We start from the raw sequence: 19,012 nt of genomic DNA on the forward strand, positions 1-19,012 counted from the left end.
GGAGATAAGATCGATGGAAACACGAAACATGGTCACGAAAACACAAATCAAAGAGGCGTTACACGAATTAGGTGTGACGCCCGGCATGAAATTGTTCGTCCATACGTCACTTAAACAAATCGGCTGGATTCCCGGCGGCGTACAAGCGTTGATCGAGGCCTTACAGGAAGTCGTCACGACCGAAGGCTTGATTATGATGCCGGCGCAAAGTACCGATAATTCGGATCCGAAGAACTGGAGCCAACCGGCTGTGCCTGAAGAATGGTGGGAAACGATTCGTCGGGAGATGCCGGCATATGATCCGGCAAAAACGGTCACGCGCGGCATCGGTCGTGTTCCGGAAGTTTTCCGGACATATCCCGGCGTCGTTCGAAGCAATCATCCGATGTGGTCCGTGACTGCTTGGGGGAAAGATGCGACGACGTTCGTTGCTGATCATACATTAGAAAATGGCTTCGGTCCCGGTTCACCGATCGAACGCTTCATCGAGGCGGACGGTCAAATTCTGCATATTGGTTCTCCTTGGGATACGACGACCGTCTGGCATTATGCGGAATACGGGTTAAATCGTCCGGACGTCGAGGATGGTTGTAAAGTCAAAGAAGGATCGACGGAACGATTCATTCATTACCGACATCGCCAAATCGATAGTGATGCGTTCGGTCCGATCGGTGAAGGGTTAGAAAGTGCCGATTTCGTCACATCCGGTCTGATCGGACAAGCGAAATCTTACCGCATCGATGCCAAAGCCTCGATCCCAGTCGTCATGTTGCAATTAAAAGCGCTTGATCAATGGTTATTTTGAAACTTTTTCGGGAAACCTTCGTAGTAGAAAACAGAATCACAAAAAGGAGTGAAAGCAATGGCTTCACGTTTTAAAGTAAACCCGGCATTGCGTCGCGGATTCGATACGGTACGTGTCGGAGAACGACCAATGACAAAAAGCGGGACGATGAGCAAGATTTTCTTGATGCTCGCTCTCGTCACAGCAACAGCAGGGGGCAGTTGGTTCTTCCTCGCAGAAAACCAAGGATTGTTGTTCCCAGCCTTAATCGGTGGACTGGTCATCGGTCTAATCCTTGCTTTGATCATCACGTTCAAACCAGCAACAGCTCCGGTCCTCTCTCCGGTTTATGCAATCGTTGAAGGTGTGGCAGTAGGAGCGTTATCGTTGATGTTCGAAAGTATGTACCCAGGAATCGTCGGGAAGGCAGTCGTTGCGACATTCGTCGTTGCGTTTGCGATGTGGTTCGTCTACTCGACCGGGATGATTAAAGTGACGCAACGTTTCCGTTCTGCGGTCACAGCAGCGATTCTCTCGATTTTCGTCTTGTATGCGGTCAACTTGATTCTCGCGTTATTTAGTGTCGATCTCCCATTCATGACAGGTAGCTCACCGGTTGCGATCGGCGTTCAGTTCGTCATCGTCATCGTGGCATCCTTGTCACTCGTAATGGACTTCGATTTCATCTCGCAACAAGTTCGCGCTGGTGCTCCGAAGTCGATGGAGTGGGTCGCGGCATTCGGATTGATCGTGACGATCATCTGGCTCTATATCGAATTACTTGATCTCTTGTATCGCCTCGCGGCGCGGGATTAACAGGAACAGACGACGGAAAGTCCGTCGTCTCAGATTGTAGACAAACCCTCATTTCAAAGACGAAATGAGGGTTTGTTGTATGTCATATATAGAAATGGGATAAATCTTCAGAGGTATTCAAGCTCTAGTTCGTAAGCTTTCGAGGCTTGAAAGTGTTTCCTGACACTTCCGATAAAAAGATAACATCGTGTTATATCAGGTAATTACGAGTAAAAGTTTTAAAATCCAGTGATATCAAAATTTGATAAATCTAATTTCAAGCCTTTCAGCTGCTTTATTAAAATATCAAATTTTAAAATATCTTTATTTCTTTTATTCTCAGGAATAGTATCTGGATTAAAAATTTGCATTCCTTCTTCTATCCATTTTTTTCGATACAACTGAAATGCAACTTCTAAAAATTCTTCAGGTATTGTTATAAAACCATGGATGACATCATGATCTTCGCTAAACCCGCATTCAAATCCACAACAAGGACATATTTCATATGTTTTTGAGTATGTCCCATCTATAAAGATTGGTTCTTCTAATCCTTCAAATCCACATACTAAGCATTCATGTAATGTATTCACTTTATAAATCGCACTCCTTTGCGAAAACTTATATCAATATTAATTTTTAAAATAGTTGGTACTTGTCAATTTATTCGGATGTATAAGTTTAAATAAAACGTAACAATCGTATCTTTATCATCGTCTCATTAAGAATGGAATCTTTCCTTGATCGTTCGCAGTAATACACGCGCACTAGGCGATAAAGTCGCCTCCTTTTTCCAAATCAAATGAACGTCCGAAACGACGGGAGGATCAAGAGGAAGAAAGATTAGATCGGAAGCGGTCGTATCGATGATGCCATCGATTGCTAGAGCGTGACCCACCCCTTGACGTACAAGTAAGGACGCATTGAACAACAAATTATATGTTCCGATGATCTGACAATCCTCAAGCGTTAAACCAATCTGTTCATGGAAATACGTGTCGAGCTGTGTCTGCTCGGATAGGAGCAAGGGAAGGGAGAGGAGCTGCTCCCGCGAAATTGTCTTAGACTGTGCGATCAAGGCACTACGACGTGTTAAGACCCCCCAACGGTCCTGACCAGGCAATCGTAAGGAATGAAACGCGGATACGTCGAACGGAGCAATGACAAGTCCGAAATCGAGCAATCCTTTTTCGAGCCGGTCGAGTACATCATTCCCATTGCCGCTATACATACGAATCGTTACATCAGGATGAATGGTGTGTAAGTCTCTAAACGCTTGCAATACTGTCGTCAATTGTTGGGTTTCGCCACCACCGATATGAATTTCACCCGTCAATACTTCTTTTGTATTCAAATCGACTAATACTTTATCTGCTAGTGTAACCATCTCGCGTGCGCGCTCTTCAAAGAATCGTCCCTTTTCTGTTAAACGCAACCCCTGTTTCGACCGTTCAAACAATTCGACCCCGATCGTTTCTTCTAGTTGTTGCAGCTGACGCGATAATGCCGGTTGCGACAAACGAAGGATCCGTGCCGCCTTTGTAATGTTTTTTTCTTCGACTAAAGCTAAAAAATAGCGTAGTTGTTGTAATTCCATCATTTCACCTCTATCCATGCAAAAATCGTATGATTTATTACTTAAGATTAGCATTAGACATGAATGGTTGTCAGCCGTAAGATGAGACCAAGCGATCAAAAGAAAGGAGGATGTATGATGACTGAACTGCAAACCTATGTAAGAGAACGTACGATTCTTCCAGCGGATCCGGTCCTTGAGCGCATTCATGCCATTCAAGATGAAATCGAACCGGAATTACAGCGATTGAATCAAGCGGTCTCACAAGAAGAGAGAAGACAGGCGCTTGCCGTGATCACAGGACAAGACATCGATTCATCTGTTAGAGTCTTAACGCCTCTATTTACGGATTTCGGACGGCATCTATCCATCGGCAAGCACGTTTTCCTCAATCGAGGTGTCATGTTCACGGATCTTGGTTCGATTCGTTTGGACGATCATGTCTTAATTGGTCCGTTCGCACGGTTGCTGACTGTCAACCATCCGGAATCACCGACGAAAAGAGGTGGCGTTGAGACAGCGCCGATTCATGTCGGGCGTAATGTTCCGCCCCGTACGATCGTTGCAGGTACTCCAGCGAGAATCATTCGAACGGTCGAGATGTCGGATGAGTAGATGGTACGGTTGTCTACTTGCATTTTTTCTATTGAGTGGATGCACCGACATGAAAGAATCTTCACGACCGAGTGAATTAGAACAAAAGGAGTTGAAATCCGTCTTGCTCCAAATCGATGGAACAACCGTCCCGATTCGTTTTGCGGACAATGAGACGGCGATGGCATTGCAAAAAAGATTGCCGTTGACGATGCAGATGAAAGAGTTGAATGGAAATGAAAAGTATCATTACTTTCCGTTCTCGTTACCGACGAATCCAAAGAATATCGGAACGGTGCAAGCGGGAGAACTCATGCTGTATGGATCAGATTGTCTCGTCCTTTTTTATGAGTCGTTTCAAACGGATATAAAATACACGCGAATTGGTTGGGTCGAACCGAATCGATTACCAGAACTATTATCAGCTGATACAGTGCGTGTTCAAATGAGTATGGAACATTAAGAAAACAAGAGAGGAAGTCATCATCATGGCCATTCAAGGAAAAGTCATTATCATCACAGGAGCAAGCTCGGGTATTGGAGAAGCAACAGCACGCTTACTGGCAAGGCAGGGAGCAAAGCTAGTGTTAGGATCACGTCGCAATGATCGACTGGCGAAACTCGTCGATTCGATTCAAGCGGACGGTGGGGAAGCAATACACCAAGAGACAGACGTTGTGAAACTGGAGGATAATCAACGACTTATCGAAGCAGCATTGACGGCGTATGGTCGAATTGATGCGATATTCCTTAACGCGGGGCTGATGCCGAGTTCTCCACTATCTGCTTTACAAGTAGACGAGTGGAATCAAATGATCGACGTGAACCTAAAAGGTGTCTTGAACGGGATTACAGCTGTCATGCCGACATTCACCTCCCAACGTGCGGGGCATATTCTGACGACCTCAACCGTAGCAGGTCTTAAGGCGTATCCGGGTGGAGCTGTATATGGCGCAACGAAATGGGCAGTACGTAACTTAATGGAAGTCTTACGGATGGAGTCGGCGCAAGAAGGGACGAACATCCGAACGGCGACGATTTATCCGGCAGCGATTCATACCGAATTGCTCGAGACGATCTCACACGGGGAGTCGCTTGAAGGAATGACAGCACTATATGACCAATACGGTATCTCACCAGAGAGTATCGCGCGGATCGTCGCCTTTGCGATCGATCAACCAGAGGATACGAACGTGAGCGAATTTACGGTCGGTCCAACGACTCAACCGTGGTAAAAAGGAGGAGTATTAATGTTTCCACGAGGCGAAAAGAACGAAGCGTATCAAGAGGTATTCACAGGTATCAGTTATTTAGCACCACTCGTCGACGAATCGTTACCCGTTTCCGTATCACATGTGACGTTCGAGCCGGAGACGCGGAATCATTGGCACATGCATGATGGGGGATATCAAATTCTACTCGTCACGGAAGGGGAAGGCTGGTATCAAGAAGAAGGGAGACCCGCTCGACATTTGCAAGCAGGAGATGTCATCGTCACGCATGATGGTGTGAAGCATTGGCACGGGGCAACACGGTCTTCCTGGTTTTCGCACATTGCGATCACTGCTGGGACACCACTCTGGCTCGAGGCAGTTTCAGACGAACAATATGAAGTAATGAAATGAATAGAAAGACCATCTGAACTTCGCTGTCAGATGGTCTTTTTGATCATAGTCCGTGCTCGCTTTTCAGTTGATCGACGTATTGTTTTGCTTCGAGCAAGGACGATCCGAGCGTCTCTCGAACGCGTTTGACAGCTTCAACCTTCTTTCCTTCATGAAGCAACTGAACTAATTCGACTTGTAACGCTGCTTCTTCTAGTGACACCTCATTCAGACCGAGGTGCTCCTCGATCCGTTGTAGCTTCTTCAGAATCGTTTGTTGGCGGCGTTTCGCTTCGTCCGCTTTTTGTGATAAGGACATCCAGATGAAGAATAAGACGATCAGTGGTGCGAACGTGACGACAGAATCCATAGTGAACACCTTCCTTTGTTTCACCGTACCATAGGACAGTCTCCATAACAAATAGTGGAAAATGAGGTGGAAATTGATTATGCTGATATAGTGGAAAATAAAGGGTTAATATGGAAAGGAGATAAATCTAGTGGACAATGTATTAGTAACATTTTTACCATTCTTGATTCAAATCGGACTGATCATGGTACTGTTCTTCTTCGGAACGTTTGGTCTGTTTTTCTTCGTAAAACGCAGTTCGTATCACAGTAGTCGTTATTATCGTTTAACGCGCGAACCGTTTTTACGGATCGTTCGTGATAAAGGGAAATGGGGCGAATACTTGACGACACGTCAACTCGATCAAGTTTCCGGATACGGCACTTATGTCTTTAATACATACTTACCACGTGCGCGTGGAGAAGGAACGACGGAGATCGATGTGACGTTCATTCATGAAAGTGGCATCTATGTACTCGAATCGAAAAACTACAGCGGGTGGATTTTCGGACGCGAGCAGGACCGTCAGTGGACGCAGCAGTTCCAGAATCGCTTCAAGCAACGGTTCTATAATCCGATCAAACAAAATGAAGGGCATCTCAAAAGCATGCAACGCTTCTTAGAAGGAACGGATCCCGCGCTCTTTCACTCCTTGATCGTTTTCAGCGAACGCTGTGAACTGAAAAAGATCACCGTCGATTCAGCGCATGTCCGTGTCTTGAAACGAAATGTCCTTCGCAAGACGATCGAGCAACTCGCGACAGGAAAACCATTGACACCGAGTCAAGTTGATACGATTGCAGGGAAACTCGGGGTTCATTCACAAGTCGATCGTGCCACGCAACAAGCGCATATCGAAGGGATTCGCCAACGCCAGGCAAAATGAGACCGTTGACGGACTTGTTCTTCTTCAGGTATAGTGGATAAATAATAAGTAGTGCAACTATATGGAGATGATGGGATGAAAGAATCGGAATGGTCGCTTGGCATGCAATTATCCCGTAGTTATTATGCGTTCAAACGTGCTGCTGCTAAACGGATGGAAGCGTTCGGTCTGACACCAGAGCAGTTTTCTGTCCTGAGCGAACTCGCTAAACAAGATGGTGTTTCGCAAAAGCAGCTGGCACTCGTGACAGAACGTGATCAAACGACGATTGGTAAGATTCTCGATAAGCTCGGTAAAAAAGAATTGATCGTTCGGACGCCGGACCCCCGGGACCGACGAGCGGTTCTGCTCTTGATGACACGAGAAGGACGCGACATCGTCGATCGCCTCGGACCAGAGCTCGATCAGCTACAACTCGAAGCGTTCCGTGGACTATCGCGAGAGCAAATCGAGCAATTAAAGGAAACACTTGAGACCATTCACCGGAATGTGACGTGAATGGTTTTCCTTCGGACATATAGTTGCACATGATATTATAAGTAATGCATATAAAAGGAGATTGTAATATGAAAGCATGGAAAGATGTCTGGTCAATGACACAAACGAAAGTGGGGCTCGTCTTCGCAATCGTCGTCCCGCTCTTGTTCCTCGTCGTCTGGATGACTGGTTACGAAGGAACGACGGAACGACTCGATCAATTGAACGTCGGTGTCGTTGGCGAAGTGAATGACCCGTTCGTCACATCACTAAAGGAAGCACCGTTCACGGTCCAAGCAGTTCCGACCGAAGTGAAAGGGTTGGAAGCACTCGATGCCAATGAAGTCGATCTCGTTCTACAAAAGGATGATGCAACGCGTCAACTGACGGCACACGTCAGCCAGACGAATGCCGAATTCGCGAATGCGATTCTCGAGCGGGCAACGGAAACGATCGGCAAACAGCTGAATGGTAAGCCGACGTTCACGACGTCGGTCGTCACGGAGCATGCCGTCTCAGATTTTGCCTTGTCGATGCTGCCACTCGTCCTCGGGTTCGTCATCTATATCGCGACGATGACGATGGGGATTCAATTCAATCTCGTCAGCACTATTCTAAGTAAGCGTCATTCGATCTGGTCCCTATTTTGGAGTCGCCAACTGTTGCACGGAATCGTTCTTCTGGTTGTTCCATTGCTACTCGTTTCCGTGGCACATGTATTAACGGACATCACGACACCGTTCATCAAACTGTGGGCGTTCGAGCTCCTTGTCGTCGCGACCTGTATCGCCGTCACGCAGATGAACTTTGCGATATTTGGACCGATTGCGCCACTTGTCAATGTCGCATTGATTCCGTTCCAGTTGATGACTGCTGGAAACATCGTGCCAGCTAAGATGCTGGCACCGTTTTATCAATCGCTTGGAACGTTCCTGCCCGTTCCGAATGCAGTCTCCGGTTTCAGCCGTCTACTGTTCATGGATGGTTCAGTAGGGACACAGGTGCTTCATTTATCACTGATTGGTCTCGGTAGTTTCATCGTGACATGTTTAGTGGTGAGTTGGAGAGAGCAACGACAAGCACGACGTGTTGTTGCCTGAAGAGTATAAGAAGAATCGTCATCGAATGAGATGACGATTTTTTTGTTTGAGATCGATTTACGAAAAAATCATTGCATAACAAAATCGTTATATAATAATATGGTTATGTGAAAAGCGAAATTGATCTTTTCGCTCCTGTATCATGCATGGATTATACGTTTAAGAGAAAGGAGAACTCTTCATTGATCGAGACAGCAAAACGGGTAGAAGAGATGAGTCAGTTCTTAAAGCTACTGAGCGATGGAACACGACTTGAAATTTTGCGAAGACTACATGTTCGGGAGCATTGTGTCTGTGATTTCGTCGAAATGTTTGATATTTCGCAACCGGCAGTCAGTCGTCATCTAAAATTATTGCGTCAGTCCCATCTCATCTTGGAACGACGGGAACGACAATGGATTTATTTTCGAATCAATCCAGATCATCCGCAATACAAGTTGTTATTGACGATTTTAGAAGAAATGGACACTCCGGACATCCCGGACAGAAGTTGCTAAGGACACACACCGTGGATGAAATGGATTAGCACGAGCAAGGCATTGGAATCGAGACGATATTCCATTCTTGATGACACGTTCAAGATTGGCGAATCGTTAACAAAGCCACTCGAAATTTAATACAGAAATGAAGTGAACGCATTGACCGGTACACATTTACTAGCGATCGGAATTTTTCTGATCACCTTATTCTTAATCATTAAACAACCGAAAGGACTCGGCATCGGTTATTCAGCGATGGGGATGGCACTCGTTGCGCTATTGACGGGAGTCGTCAATCTCGATGATGTTTCGACTGTCTGGGGCATCATCTGGAATGCCACCTTTACGTTCATCTCCCTGATCATCATCTCATTGATTCTTGATGAGATCGGATTCTTCGAATGGGCGGCACTCCACATGGCACGCATCGCGCGAGGTGGTGGTGTCAAACTATTCGTGTATATGACATTACTTGGTGCTGTCGTTGCGGCTTTATTCGCGAACGATGGGGCAGCATTGATCCTGACACCAATCGTCCTCGCGATGGTTCGTCACTTGAAACTTCCGGATTATGTCGTGTTAGCCTACGTATTCGCTTCCGGATTCATTGCCGATACGGCCAGTTTACCGTTCGTCGTCTCGAACCTCGTCAACATCGTCTCAGCAGACTTCTTTAACATCGGGTTTACGGAGTATGCGTCACGGATGGTATTCGTCAATCTCTTTTCTGTCGTAGGCAGTCTGATTGTCTTGTATCTCTATTTCCGAAAGAGTATCCCAAAGAATTACGATGTAGCGCAACTCGTCGCACCCGCGACAGCGATCAAGGACCAACGGATGTTCAAGTTATCTTGGTTCGTACTCATCTTGCTTGTCGTCGGATACTTTACGAGTGACGTCATCGGCATTCCAGTCAGTCTTGTCGCTGGAATCATCGCCTTGTTCTTCTTATTGATGGCACGTCGTTCACCGAGCGTACCGACGAAAAAGGTCATCGGTGGTGCACCGTGGGCGATCGTCTTCTTCTCACTTGGAATGTACATCGTCGTCTACGGACTTCAAAATGCAGGATTGACACAAGTTCTCGCTGACATCATTGATGGCTTTGCGACGAATTTAGCAGCCGCGACATTTGGTATGGGCTTCTTGGCTGCCATCTTGTCGTCCATCATGAATAACATGCCGACCGTCATGATCGATGCCCTTGCGATCGATTTGAGCCAGGCGACTGGAACGATTCGAGAAGCGCTCATCTATGCGAACGTCATCGGATCCGATTTGGGACCGAAGATCACGCCGATTGGTAGTTTAGCGACATTACTTTGGTTACACGTGCTTCGGACGAAAGGCGTGAAGATTGGTTGGGGTCAATACTTTAAAATCGGAACGATTCTGACGATCCCGACACTTGCCATCACATTGCTTGGCTTGTATATCAGCTTGATACTTTATTGATTTTTAAGGAGGAACTAGAGATGAAATTGATGATTATTGGTTCAGTTGCTGCGGGAACATCAGTAGGAGCAAAAGCACGTCGTAACAGTGAAGAGTTGCAAATTACGATTTATGATCGGGATCAGGACATCTCGTATTCAGGTTGTGGGATTCCCTACTTCGTCGGTGGGGAGATCGCTGACATCGACGAATTGACACCGCGCGATGCCGCTTTCTTTAAAAAACGATATAACATCGATATTCATACACAACACGAAGTCGAATCGATTGATCATGCGACAAAAACGGCGACGATCGTCAATCTCCTGACAGGGGATCGTTTCACGGACACGTATGATACGTTAGTGCTGGCAACCGGTGCTTCAAGTATCATTCCACCACTTCCAGGCGTTGAACATGAGAATGTCTTTACGGTTCGAAATGTCCGCAATGCCGACGCGATCCGGTCCTACATTGATGCTCACGATCCGAAGACAGCAACGATTGTCGGCGGAGGATTCATCGGACTCGAGATGGCAGAGCAATTGACGTATCGGGGCATTCAAGTCACGCTCGTCGAACGCTTGCCGCAAGTCATGCCGCCACTTGATCGCGATATGGCAGAACGCGTAGCGGATCACTTGAAAGATAAAGGGGTATCCCTCTTGCTTGGCGAATCCGTGACAGCGTTCAACGGAGAAGAACGTATTTCTGAGGTCGCGCTTGAGAGTGGAAAAACGATCGAGACGGATCTCGTCATTTTATCTGTTGGCGTCAAGCCGAACACGGGTCTTGCGAAGCAGATCGGCGTAGAACTTGGTAAAACAGGAGCGATTGCAGTCAACCGTCACATGCAGACGAATGTAGCCGATGTCTACGCAGTCGGCGATGTCGCAGAGAGTTTCTCCGTCATCACGGGTGAAGCACTTTATCGTCCGCTTGGTTCAACAGCGAACAAGATGGGACGGATTGCCGGCATGGTCATTACGGGTGAGGAAGCGGAGCACCGTGGTATCTTGGGGACAGGTATCTTCAAGGCGTTCGATTTGACTGTCGCTCAGACGGGTTTGACGGAAAAAGAAGCGCGTGAGTCAGGGTATGACATCGAAGTCTTGCATAACATCAAACCAGATCGTCCGGAATACATGGGTGGGAAAGAGATGACAATCAAAGCGATTGCCGATCGGGCAACAGGGCGAGTCCTCGGAGCCCAGATCGTTGGTCCGCAAGGTGTCGACAAACGGATTGATGTCCTAGCGACGGCGATCACCTTTAAAGCAAAGGCAGAGGATTTATTCCATCTCGATTTAGCCTACGCACCACCGTTTGCGACGACGAAGGATCCCGTTCTCTATACGGGAATGGCTCTCGATAATGCCATCAAAAAAACAGCGCGTTTGATGACGCCGAACGAATTAATCGACCAAGTCGCGAGTGGGAAGTCGTTCCAAATCATCGATACACGCTCAAAAGCACAATTTGAAAAAAACCATGTTGATGGAGCAATCCATATTCCGCTTGGTGAACTACGGACACGCGCAAAGGAATTGGATCCGACGTTACCGACGATCGTCTACTGCAACAAAGGCGTGACGGGGAATGCTGCGCAAAACGTCTTGAAAAATCTTGGATTTACGGATGTATGCAACTTATCAGGTGGGAACAAGAACTATCAACATATTAAAAAATGCTTTTCATAAAATCGAACAATATAGCGTGATGATCCTATTCACTTAGGGATCATCACGTTTTTTGTTGTCAAATCGTTAGAAATAGGATATTTTTAGTATATCGGTAGACGATATAACGGAAGACGTAGTAAGGAAGTGGGAAAATGGCACGAACGGTTCAAGAGACGGCATTAACAGAAGCCGTCTATTATATTTTACTGTCACTTCAACAACCCCGTCATGGCTACGGCATCATGCAATTCGTCCAGGAGTTGAGCAATGATCGTGTCAAGTTAGCTGCTGGTACGTTGTACGGCGCACTCAGCAGTCTGGTCGATAAAGGGTGGATTGAAGCGATCGAGCAAGAAGCAGGGCGAAAGAAAGAGTACATCATGACGAATCAGGGGCGGGAGAGATTACAGGTAGAGCTAGATCGATTAAAAGAACTCGTGCGACATGGACAAGAAACGATGGGAGTGGATCAAGGTGAGTAGTAAAACGATCTATCGCTTTTACGCTGATTATGCGAAAGAAGAAGTGTGGTTAAACAAGATGGCAAACAACGGCTGGTACTTACAGCAGTTTCGACTCGGACGTTATGTATTCATCAAAGGTGAACCTGGTATGTACACGTATCGAATTGAGTTATTAGAAAACATGCCAAAGCATCCGAAGTCGCAGGATTACTTTGCGTTTTTGGAAGAGATGGGCATCGAAGTCGTGGATACATCGTTCCGCTGGGTCTTCTTAAGAAAACGGACCTCGGATGAACCATTTCATTTGTACTCGGACTTTGATTCACAGATCCATCACGAACACCGGATTTTGCAACTCTATAAAGTCGTTTTTTTGGTTAATATTATTGCAGTACTCATTAATTTGTTTAATCCGATTACCGACACGATGATCTGGTTCAATCTCGCGATCGTGACGGGTCTCTCATTCGTGATGCAACGCCACGAACGTAAAATTCAAACGTTACGTGGATTGCGTGCCATTGCGGAGCAGGATTAAACATCGGAATCCGAGCTAGCGAGGAAACATTACGTGCTCTCATTCTCGACGATTGCTGAAACGATGTGAACGATGTATCTGCAACTTCACCAATGAGTGATTTCATCAAAAAAGCTCACGTCTCGGAAATGGAGACGTGAGCTTTTGTATTAGAATAACTCGTTGATCGGTGTGTCACCTTCGAGCAGTGTGACGACTTGCTTCGACGCCTTGTCGTGACCGATTGCAGCTAGAATAACGCGTGCGACATCTTCACGCGGAATTTTTTTAGTTGCTTGTTCGGACGGATCCGTCGTGACGTTTCCTGTGCCGGCTTCATCTGATAGTCCGCCTGGGCGAAGAATCGTGTAGTTAAGTGACGATTCCTTCAGGACACGATCCGCGTAGCGTTTTGCAATGTAATACGGCTTCATGCTGTCGGACCATGTTTCCGGCGAATCGGCATTCAAGGCACTGACCATGATGAACTGTTTTGCATTGATTGCTTCCGCTGCTTCAATCGCTTTGACAGCACCGTCGAAATCGATCAGCATCGTCTTGTCCGCTCCTGTGTGACCGCCTGATCCTGCCGTAAAGATGACGACATCTGATCCTTGTAATGCATCGGTGATCGTCGCGACGTCCGCTTCAAGATCGAGATGGACCGGGGTATGACCTAATTTCTCAAAATCACTGAACTGGTCCTTGGAACGTAATCCTACTTTGACATCGTGCTCCGAATCCTGCAGTAAGCGAGCAGCGTGACGACCTACTTTACCATTTGCACCAATGATGAAAATCTGACTCATGTTCCATTCCTCCATTTCACGATTTGATGATTCTGTTTCAGTATGGAAAAGACGAGGGGATTCTGTAAAGAGAGACGACTTGTAGAACTGTAACCGTCATCAAAACATCTTTTTAACGCTTTTATGCATAAAATCGTCAAATTATCTTGAAATCACGTGTAAGTGTGGTAGGATAATGACTATTACCCACACCGAAAATCATTTAGGTGAAATTGTAGCAATATTCGGTGAATGGGCAACGACGAAATAGAAAGGAGAGATACGATGAGAAAGAAACCATGGCTACTGGCAGGGCTTGTTTTGACAGGCGTTGCCGCTTGGATGATCTGGAATCAACAGACGGATGCCGAAGCACATGACATCTTCGAAGACCAAAAGCTGGTCGTCGGGACGACGGGGGATTATAAGCCCTTTACATACTGGAACGAGGACCGGAATCGTTATCAAGGCTTTGATATCGATGTCATCCAAGCGTTCGCAAAAGCAGCAAATCTTGATGTGACGTTCGTCAAGACGACATGGCCGACATTATCGGAGGATACGAAATCAGGAAAGTTTGATATCGCTGTCGGTGGCATCACGAAGAAAGTCGAGCGCGAGGTCGTCGGAGACTTTACATCGTCGTATTTCTCCTTTCAAAAAGCACCGCTCGTAAAGAAGAAAGATGTCGAACGCTTGAATTCGCTCGCTGCAATCAATGATCCAGCAGTCAAAATCGGTGTCAATCCGGGTGGAACGAACGAAGCGTTCGTGAAGAAGCATTTTCCGAAGGCAGATGTGACCGTCTTTGAGAACAACTTGGACATTCCAAAAGCCGTAAAAAGCGGACAAGTCGATGTCATGGTGACGGACGACATCGAGGCGTTGCATTACGCGACAGAACTCGATCTTGCGGTGCCGAAACTGACAGAGGCTTGGGAACCAGCCGAGATGGCGTATTTGATGAAACCGGACCAAAAACAGCTTGGAGACGTTTTCCGGGTCTGGATTGAAAGTGCAGAGGGGCAAGAACAAGTTCAAAAATTGAAGAAAAAATGGAACATCGTCTCGACACGTGAGACGGTCGGAGCGAAAGGAGCGGGAGCACATGAGTAAATGGGGATGGATCGTCGTCGGAGGTGGCGTCTTGTTTGCGAGCTTACTGACGCTATGGCAAACGGAGCAACCACGACGTGTACAAGCGAAGAACGTCTTTGCGACGAAAAAAATCGTCGTCGGAACGACCGGGGACTACAAACCATTCACCTACTTGAATCAAAAGACGAACGAGTACGAAGGGTTCGATATCGAAGTGATCCGTTCTTTCGCGAAGACGACTGGCATCGATGTCGAGTTCGTTCCGACGACATGGCCGACGCTGTCTGCTGATCTTGCTAGCGGGAAATTCGATATGGTCGTCGGGGGTGTGACGAAAAACATCGAGCGCGAGATCATCGGCGACTTCACGTCGAGTTATCTGTCGTTCCAAAAGACACCGCTCGTCCGTAAAGAAGATGCTAAACGTCTTGCTTCGATCGAACAAATCAATCGTCCTGACGTGACGATTGGTCTAAATCCAGGGGGAACGAATGAACAGTTCGTCCGTAAGACATTCACGAAGGCGAACATCGTCATGTATGAGCAAAATCTTGACATTCCGCAAGCGGTTGCCTCAGGTGAAGTCGATGTCATGATCACCGATACGGTCGAGGCGATTCATTATGAAGCACTCGACAAACGACTCGCGGCACCAAGAATTCAAGAAAAATGGATTCCGGCGGAGAAGAGCTATCTCGTCCGAGAGTCGGAAGGGGACGTCGTTGATGTCTTCAATCTGTGGATGCAATCGCACGAAGGTCAAGAAGAGATGGAGCAATTAAAAGAGAAATGGCAAGTAGCATCATAAAGGAATCGTGCCTCCGTATAACAGGAGGCACGATTTTTTAGTAACAGGAATCTAATGGGAAAGGGCGAACAAGTATATAGAAACAAATCAGGAGGAATCAATATGTTGAAAAACGTGTCAGCGAGACGATGGCTCATCATGACCGTTCTTTTTGTTTGTATCACTTATGGATGGATCGTCATCGGAGATGCATGGATCAATCCTACATTGTTATTCGCAGAGGCGATTGTACTTGCGAGTGGTGCAGTGCTTTCGTTTAGTCTCGCGTTAGCGCGAGCCGTTCGCTTAAAAGGAATCGGATTAACGGTGATGCTGGCGTCGCTCGTCACGACGCTCATGGTATCCGCCAGCGTCTTGTATGGTGTGTATCAGATTGTAGCATAATCGTTAAAGCTTGAATCAAGGCATCGAATCAGATGTCTTTTTTTGATTCGAGAACAGAAAAAACGGGAAAATCTTGGACATGACTTTGAATTCAGGGAAAGAAGGAATGAAGATGATTCATGTCGAGAATTTGACGAAGACGTATGATGGGAAAGATGTCGTCAAAGGCATCTCGTTCGATGTAGAGGCAGGAGAGATCTTTGCTTTTCTAGGACCGAACGGGGCTGGAAAGTCGACGACCGTCCAGATGCTGACGACGTTGATTCCAATTTCCGGAGGTCGGGCGACGATTCAGGAATTTGATGTCGTCAAACAGGAAAAACAGGTCCGATTGCAGATTGGGGTCGCCTTACAAGATACCGGCATCGATGAGGATTTGACTGGGCTTGAATTACTCGTCCTACAAGGGAAATTATTTGGATTAAGTCAGACGGAAGCAAAAACACGGGCAGAGGAATTGTTGCAGCTCGTCGGACTCGATCAAGACGGCAAGCGTCGATCTGGCACTTACTCCGGTGGGATGAAACGTCGGCTTGACCTCGCTTTGACACTCGTCCATCAACCGACTGTTTTGTTCCTTGACGAACCAACGACCGGACTCGACCCCGCGAGCCGTGTACAAATCTGGAACGAGGTCCGACGATTAAACGAAGAGTTCGGAACAACGATCTTTTTGACGACACAGTACTTGGAAGAAGCCGATCAGCTAGCCGACCGAATCGCGATCATCAATGAGGGACAATTGATTGCGGAAGGAACGGCAGCTGAGCTAAAGGCAGCAAACGGGGAAGAGCGGATTGAATTGACATTTGTGGAAAAAGAGGACGAACGAATCGTCATAGAGACGTTTGCCGGTCGTCAGGAAAAAGATCGTCTCGTCATTCCTTCGCGGGGAACGGAAACCTTGCGCGCGGTCGTCCGTTTTCTTGACGAACGGAAGATCGTTGCGACGTCACTGGTCGTCAAACAACCGTCGCTTGATGATGTCTTCATTCGCTTGACGGGGCAAGCCTATAAGGAGGAATCCTGACATGGTACGGGAAACTTGGTTTTTGATGCGTCGGAGTCTACTCGTCACGTTACGTAATCCGTTTTCCTTCATTCCGAATTTGATCATTAGTGTCTTTTTCCTGCTCGTCTACACGAGTGGTTTGTCCGGAATCTCGAATTTACCGCAGTTCGATGGCGTCGATTATTTGAACTTCATTCTGCCAGTTTCAATCGTTTCGGGTGCTGTTGGTGGAGCCGGGGGAGCCGGTCAAGCACTCGTCAAGGATATCGAGAGTGGTTACTTCGCACGACTCTTATTGACACCCGTCTCGCGAACAGCGATCGTTCTCGGACCGATGCTTGCCGGGATGTTGCAATTATTCGTTCAAACGTTACTGATTTTCGGGATGGCCTTTTTGCTTGGTCTATCGATTCCAGTCGGTGTCAGCGGCTTTTTCTTGACGATTTTACTCGCGCTCGGATTTGGACTCGCCTTTGCCGGTTACTCGGTCGGTGTCGCTTTGAAGACACGGAATGCGCAAGCCGCTCAAGCCGGAACGCTCTTATTCTTCCCGCTGATTTTCCTGTCGACGACGTTTGTGCCGAAAGACTTGATTGAAGCCGAATGGCTCAAGATTGCTGCGACGATCAATCCGACGACCTATATCATGGAAGGGATGCGTAGTGTGTTGACCCGTTCGGAGATTGATTGGTCGGTTTATTGGCAAGGTTTGATCGTCGCTGCTGTTCTCAGCATTGCGATGGTGATCTTTGCTGCGTTGAACGCACGCGGAGCGTTGAAAAAGTAAAAAAATGGACCCGTTTTTAAGTGGGTCCATTTCATGCGGCTATCTAGTTGATTGTCTTATTTCAAATCGCGTTTTTCTTCCTCTTCTTTCGACGATTTACTTTTTGCGTCGAACTCGGAACGCGTCATGACGTCTTCGACATGCATATTGATTTCGACGACATCGAGTCCTGTCATATCATGGACTGATTTTTTGATTTTTGAGACAGCGTCTTGGAAGATGGACGGAATGTTTTTGCCGTACTCGACGATGACTTTTAAGTCGAGTGCGACTTGTCGTTCGCCGACTTCCGCGTCAATGCCTTTTGTGATATCTTCCGTGCTCCGGAAACGATCTGTCAATCCACTCATGAAGCCACCGCTCATTGAGAGGATGCCTTTGACATCATTTGATGCGATACCGGCGATTTTTTTAATGACTTGATCTTCGAATGTGAGTTTGTTTTCGCGTACTACTTCGTTTTCGTTTTGTTTAGTGTTGATTTCGTTAGCCATGAGAAATCTCTCCTTTTAGTGTAAGTTGAATGATTTTTTATTTTCTGTATGCTCAATCCCGTTGAAAGAATTGAATCCATCCCTCGACATCGAGCGCATTGTCCCGCCACTGACCAATCAAGTAACCGATTGTTGCGAATACGATGATCAACAACGTCGGTCCAAAACCGATCGTCAAGAACAAGGTGGCGAGGATCAGTCCGACTAGCCCGCCGAGTAGACGGTAGCGATACGGACGAAGTGCTTCGCTCGTTTTCATGATCTTCCTCCTCTCGTATCTTAGACGACGCGTTCAGACGTTTTCGTCTTCGTGTCACTAATCCGGACGCGTGTTTTTGTGACAGGTAGTTCGAGTAATGATTCGACCGCATTCTTGGCGCGTTCTTGAATGTCTTTTCCGATTGTCGGCAAGCCTTCTTGACCGAAGACGGAACAGTCGACTTCAAGCGCGACGGTTTCTTTTTTCGAGTGAATGTCTGCGTTGACGCGTGGCGAACGTACGCCGTTGATACCGCGAATCGACTCGAGTGCCGTTCGTTCGATCGTTTGCTTAGAGATCGTGATATTCCCGTCACCCGTTTGAATCAGGAGACGTTGTCCTTTTGAACGACTGAGTAGTCCAGTGAATAATAGAATGACAAATACGAATGCTAGGAAGCCACCAAGTGATAAAATCGTGTAGCTATACCATTGTTGATCTTGCCACTGTTCAATCAAAGGACTGAGTCGTGGAACATCATAAACGCCAAGTACAAGAAGACCGACGCTGACTAAACCGAGAATGCCGATCAGAACGAGTAGGAAACGATTGAATCCGTTCATATTACATCTCTCCTTTCTGCCGTTAAATTGTTTTAACGTGATTGTTCTACACATGAAATATTATGTGTATGGTGAGAA

The 19,012-nt window shown here is 46.8% G+C and carries 26 protein-coding genes; 19 read left to right on the top strand and 7 right to left on the bottom strand.

What is annotated here, in order from left to right; translation table 11 throughout:
- Nucleotides 1–13: 13 nt before the first annotated feature.
- A complete protein-coding gene (locus N179_RS02690; protein WP_075642114.1) occupies nt 14–805 on the top strand; it encodes an AAC(3) family N-acetyltransferase in 792 nt (263 codons plus the stop codon).
- Between the two features lie 57 nt (nt 806–862).
- Nucleotides 863–1,600 (top strand): Bax inhibitor-1/YccA family protein, encoded by a 738-nt coding sequence (locus N179_RS02695; RefSeq protein WP_075642115.1) that lies wholly within the window; start codon nt 863–865, stop codon nt 1,598–1,600.
- Nucleotides 1,601–1,818: 218 nt separating this feature from the next.
- Here N179_RS02695 and N179_RS02700 read toward each other — a convergent pair whose 3' ends face one another.
- Both N179_RS02700 and N179_RS02705 read right to left on the bottom strand, forming a co-directional pair.
- Nucleotides 1,819–2,172, bottom strand: coding sequence for a hypothetical protein (locus N179_RS02700; RefSeq protein ID WP_075642116.1), 354 nt, complete (start codon nt 2,170–2,172; stop codon nt 1,819–1,821).
- A gap of 128 nt (nt 2,173–2,300) precedes the next feature.
- On the bottom strand, nt 2,301–3,176 hold the full coding sequence (locus N179_RS02705) for a LysR family transcriptional regulator (protein WP_075642117.1): 876 nt from the start codon (nt 3,174–3,176) through the stop codon (nt 2,301–2,303).
- A gap of 117 nt (nt 3,177–3,293) precedes the next feature.
- On the opposite strand from N179_RS02705, the gene N179_RS02710 reads away from it, so the two are divergent.
- Genes N179_RS02710 through N179_RS02725 form a run of 4 tightly spaced genes read left to right on the top strand, consistent with a single transcriptional unit; the run spans nt 3,294 to nt 5,374 of the window.
- Entirely contained in the window at nt 3,294–3,770 is a 477-nt protein-coding gene (locus tag N179_RS02710; protein WP_083639884.1) for an LbetaH domain-containing protein, read from the top strand.
- A gap of 49 nt (nt 3,771–3,819) precedes the next feature.
- Complete coding sequence (locus N179_RS02715; protein WP_083639885.1) at nt 3,820–4,212, top strand: cyclophilin-like fold protein; 393 nt, start codon at nt 3,820–3,822, stop codon at nt 4,210–4,212.
- Nucleotides 4,213–4,237: 25 nt separating this feature from the next.
- On the top strand, nt 4,238–4,984 hold the full coding sequence (locus N179_RS02720) for an SDR family oxidoreductase (protein WP_075642119.1): 747 nt from the start codon (nt 4,238–4,240) through the stop codon (nt 4,982–4,984).
- A 15-nt stretch (nt 4,985–4,999) separates the two neighbouring features.
- Entirely contained in the window at nt 5,000–5,374 is a 375-nt protein-coding gene (locus tag N179_RS02725) for a cupin domain-containing protein (protein WP_075642120.1), read from the top strand.
- Between the two features lie 43 nt (nt 5,375–5,417).
- On the opposite strand, the gene N179_RS02730 is transcribed toward N179_RS02725, so the two are convergent.
- A complete protein-coding gene (locus tag N179_RS02730; protein WP_075642121.1) occupies nt 5,418–5,723 on the bottom strand; it encodes a hypothetical protein in 306 nt (101 codons plus the stop codon).
- 130 nt (nt 5,724–5,853) lie between these two features.
- Here N179_RS02730 and N179_RS02735 point away from each other — a divergent pair, with 130 nt between their 5' ends.
- The 8 genes from N179_RS02735 (at nt 5,854) to N179_RS02770 (ending at nt 12,762) form a co-directional block, all read left to right on the top strand.
- On the top strand, nt 5,854–6,588 hold the full coding sequence (locus N179_RS02735; protein ID WP_035398000.1) for a nuclease-related domain-containing protein: 735 nt from the start codon (nt 5,854–5,856) through the stop codon (nt 6,586–6,588).
- Nucleotides 6,589–6,663: 75 nt separating this feature from the next.
- Nucleotides 6,664–7,086 carry a MarR family winged helix-turn-helix transcriptional regulator gene (locus N179_RS02740; protein WP_023467873.1) on the top strand — a complete coding sequence of 141 codons (423 nt, stop codon included), beginning with the start codon at nt 6,664–6,666 and terminating at the stop codon, nt 7,084–7,086.
- A 68-nt stretch (nt 7,087–7,154) separates the two neighbouring features.
- Nucleotides 7,155–8,165, top strand: coding sequence for an ABC-2 transporter permease (locus N179_RS02745; RefSeq protein ID WP_083639886.1), 1,011 nt, complete (start codon nt 7,155–7,157; stop codon nt 8,163–8,165).
- A gap of 182 nt (nt 8,166–8,347) precedes the next feature.
- A complete protein-coding gene (locus tag N179_RS02750; RefSeq protein ID WP_082487009.1) occupies nt 8,348–8,662 on the top strand; it encodes an ArsR/SmtB family transcription factor in 315 nt (104 codons plus the stop codon).
- Between the two features lie 132 nt (nt 8,663–8,794).
- Nucleotides 8,795–10,099: an arsenic transporter gene (locus N179_RS02755; protein ID WP_075642123.1), complete on the top strand. Its 1,305-nt coding sequence runs from the start codon at nt 8,795–8,797 to the stop codon at nt 10,097–10,099.
- 20 nt (nt 10,100–10,119) lie between these two features.
- Complete coding sequence (locus tag N179_RS02760; RefSeq protein WP_029341349.1) at nt 10,120–11,778, top strand: FAD-dependent oxidoreductase; 1,659 nt, start codon at nt 10,120–10,122, stop codon at nt 11,776–11,778.
- A 134-nt stretch (nt 11,779–11,912) separates the two neighbouring features.
- Complete coding sequence (locus N179_RS02765) at nt 11,913–12,242, top strand: PadR family transcriptional regulator (RefSeq protein ID WP_055967344.1); 330 nt, start codon at nt 11,913–11,915, stop codon at nt 12,240–12,242.
- Nucleotides 12,235–12,762, top strand: coding sequence for a DUF2812 domain-containing protein (locus N179_RS02770; RefSeq protein WP_055967347.1), 528 nt, complete (start codon nt 12,235–12,237; stop codon nt 12,760–12,762). The genes N179_RS02765 and N179_RS02770 overlap by 8 nt, the downstream gene beginning before the upstream one ends.
- Nucleotides 12,763–12,911: 149 nt before the next feature.
- Here the strand turns inward: N179_RS02770 and N179_RS02775 are convergent, their stop codons facing one another.
- On the bottom strand, nt 12,912–13,550 hold the full coding sequence (locus N179_RS02775) for an SDR family oxidoreductase (protein WP_055967350.1): 639 nt from the start codon (nt 13,548–13,550) through the stop codon (nt 12,912–12,914).
- A gap of 264 nt (nt 13,551–13,814) precedes the next feature.
- Here N179_RS02775 and N179_RS02780 point away from each other — a divergent pair, with 264 nt between their 5' ends.
- From N179_RS02780 to N179_RS02800, 5 genes are all read left to right on the top strand, one after another.
- The gene (locus N179_RS02780; RefSeq protein ID WP_075642125.1) at nt 13,815–14,645 is read left to right on the top strand and encodes a transporter substrate-binding domain-containing protein; all 831 of its coding nucleotides are present in this window, start codon (nt 13,815–13,817) and stop codon (nt 14,643–14,645) included.
- Complete coding sequence (locus tag N179_RS02785) at nt 14,638–15,435, top strand: transporter substrate-binding domain-containing protein (protein ID WP_075642126.1); 798 nt, start codon at nt 14,638–14,640, stop codon at nt 15,433–15,435. Before N179_RS02780 ends, N179_RS02785 begins: the two co-directional genes overlap by 8 nt.
- Before the next feature lie 102 nt (nt 15,436–15,537).
- Complete coding sequence (locus N179_RS02790) at nt 15,538–15,819, top strand: hypothetical protein (RefSeq protein ID WP_075642127.1); 282 nt, start codon at nt 15,538–15,540, stop codon at nt 15,817–15,819.
- A gap of 112 nt (nt 15,820–15,931) precedes the next feature.
- Nucleotides 15,932–16,849 carry an ATP-binding cassette domain-containing protein gene (locus N179_RS02795; protein ID WP_075642628.1) on the top strand — a complete coding sequence of 306 codons (918 nt, stop codon included), beginning with the start codon at nt 15,932–15,934 and terminating at the stop codon, nt 16,847–16,849.
- 1 nt (nt 16,850) lies between these two features.
- Nucleotides 16,851–17,618 (top strand): ABC transporter permease, encoded by a 768-nt coding sequence (locus tag N179_RS02800; RefSeq protein WP_075642128.1) that lies wholly within the window; start codon nt 16,851–16,853, stop codon nt 17,616–17,618.
- A gap of 56 nt (nt 17,619–17,674) precedes the next feature.
- Here N179_RS02800 and N179_RS02805 read toward each other — a convergent pair whose 3' ends face one another.
- The 3 genes from N179_RS02805 to amaP are packed head-to-tail and all read right to left on the bottom strand — an operon-like array spanning nt 17,675 to nt 18,934.
- Entirely contained in the window at nt 17,675–18,112 is a 438-nt protein-coding gene (locus N179_RS02805; RefSeq protein ID WP_075642129.1) for an Asp23/Gls24 family envelope stress response protein, read from the bottom strand.
- Nucleotides 18,113–18,164: 52 nt separating this feature from the next.
- The gene (locus tag N179_RS02810; RefSeq protein ID WP_023467890.1) at nt 18,165–18,371 is read right to left on the bottom strand and encodes a DUF2273 domain-containing protein; all 207 of its coding nucleotides are present in this window, start codon (nt 18,369–18,371) and stop codon (nt 18,165–18,167) included.
- A gap of 20 nt (nt 18,372–18,391) precedes the next feature.
- Nucleotides 18,392–18,934 carry an alkaline shock response membrane anchor protein AmaP gene (gene amaP / locus N179_RS02815; RefSeq protein ID WP_023467891.1) on the bottom strand — a complete coding sequence of 181 codons (543 nt, stop codon included), beginning with the start codon at nt 18,932–18,934 and terminating at the stop codon, nt 18,392–18,394.
- Nucleotides 18,935–19,012: the final 78 nt, after the last annotated feature.

This window comes from Exiguobacterium indicum HHS 31 (assembly GCF_001939065.1).
Lineage (GTDB): Bacteria > Bacillota > Bacilli > Exiguobacteriales > Exiguobacteriaceae > Exiguobacterium_A > Exiguobacterium_A indicum.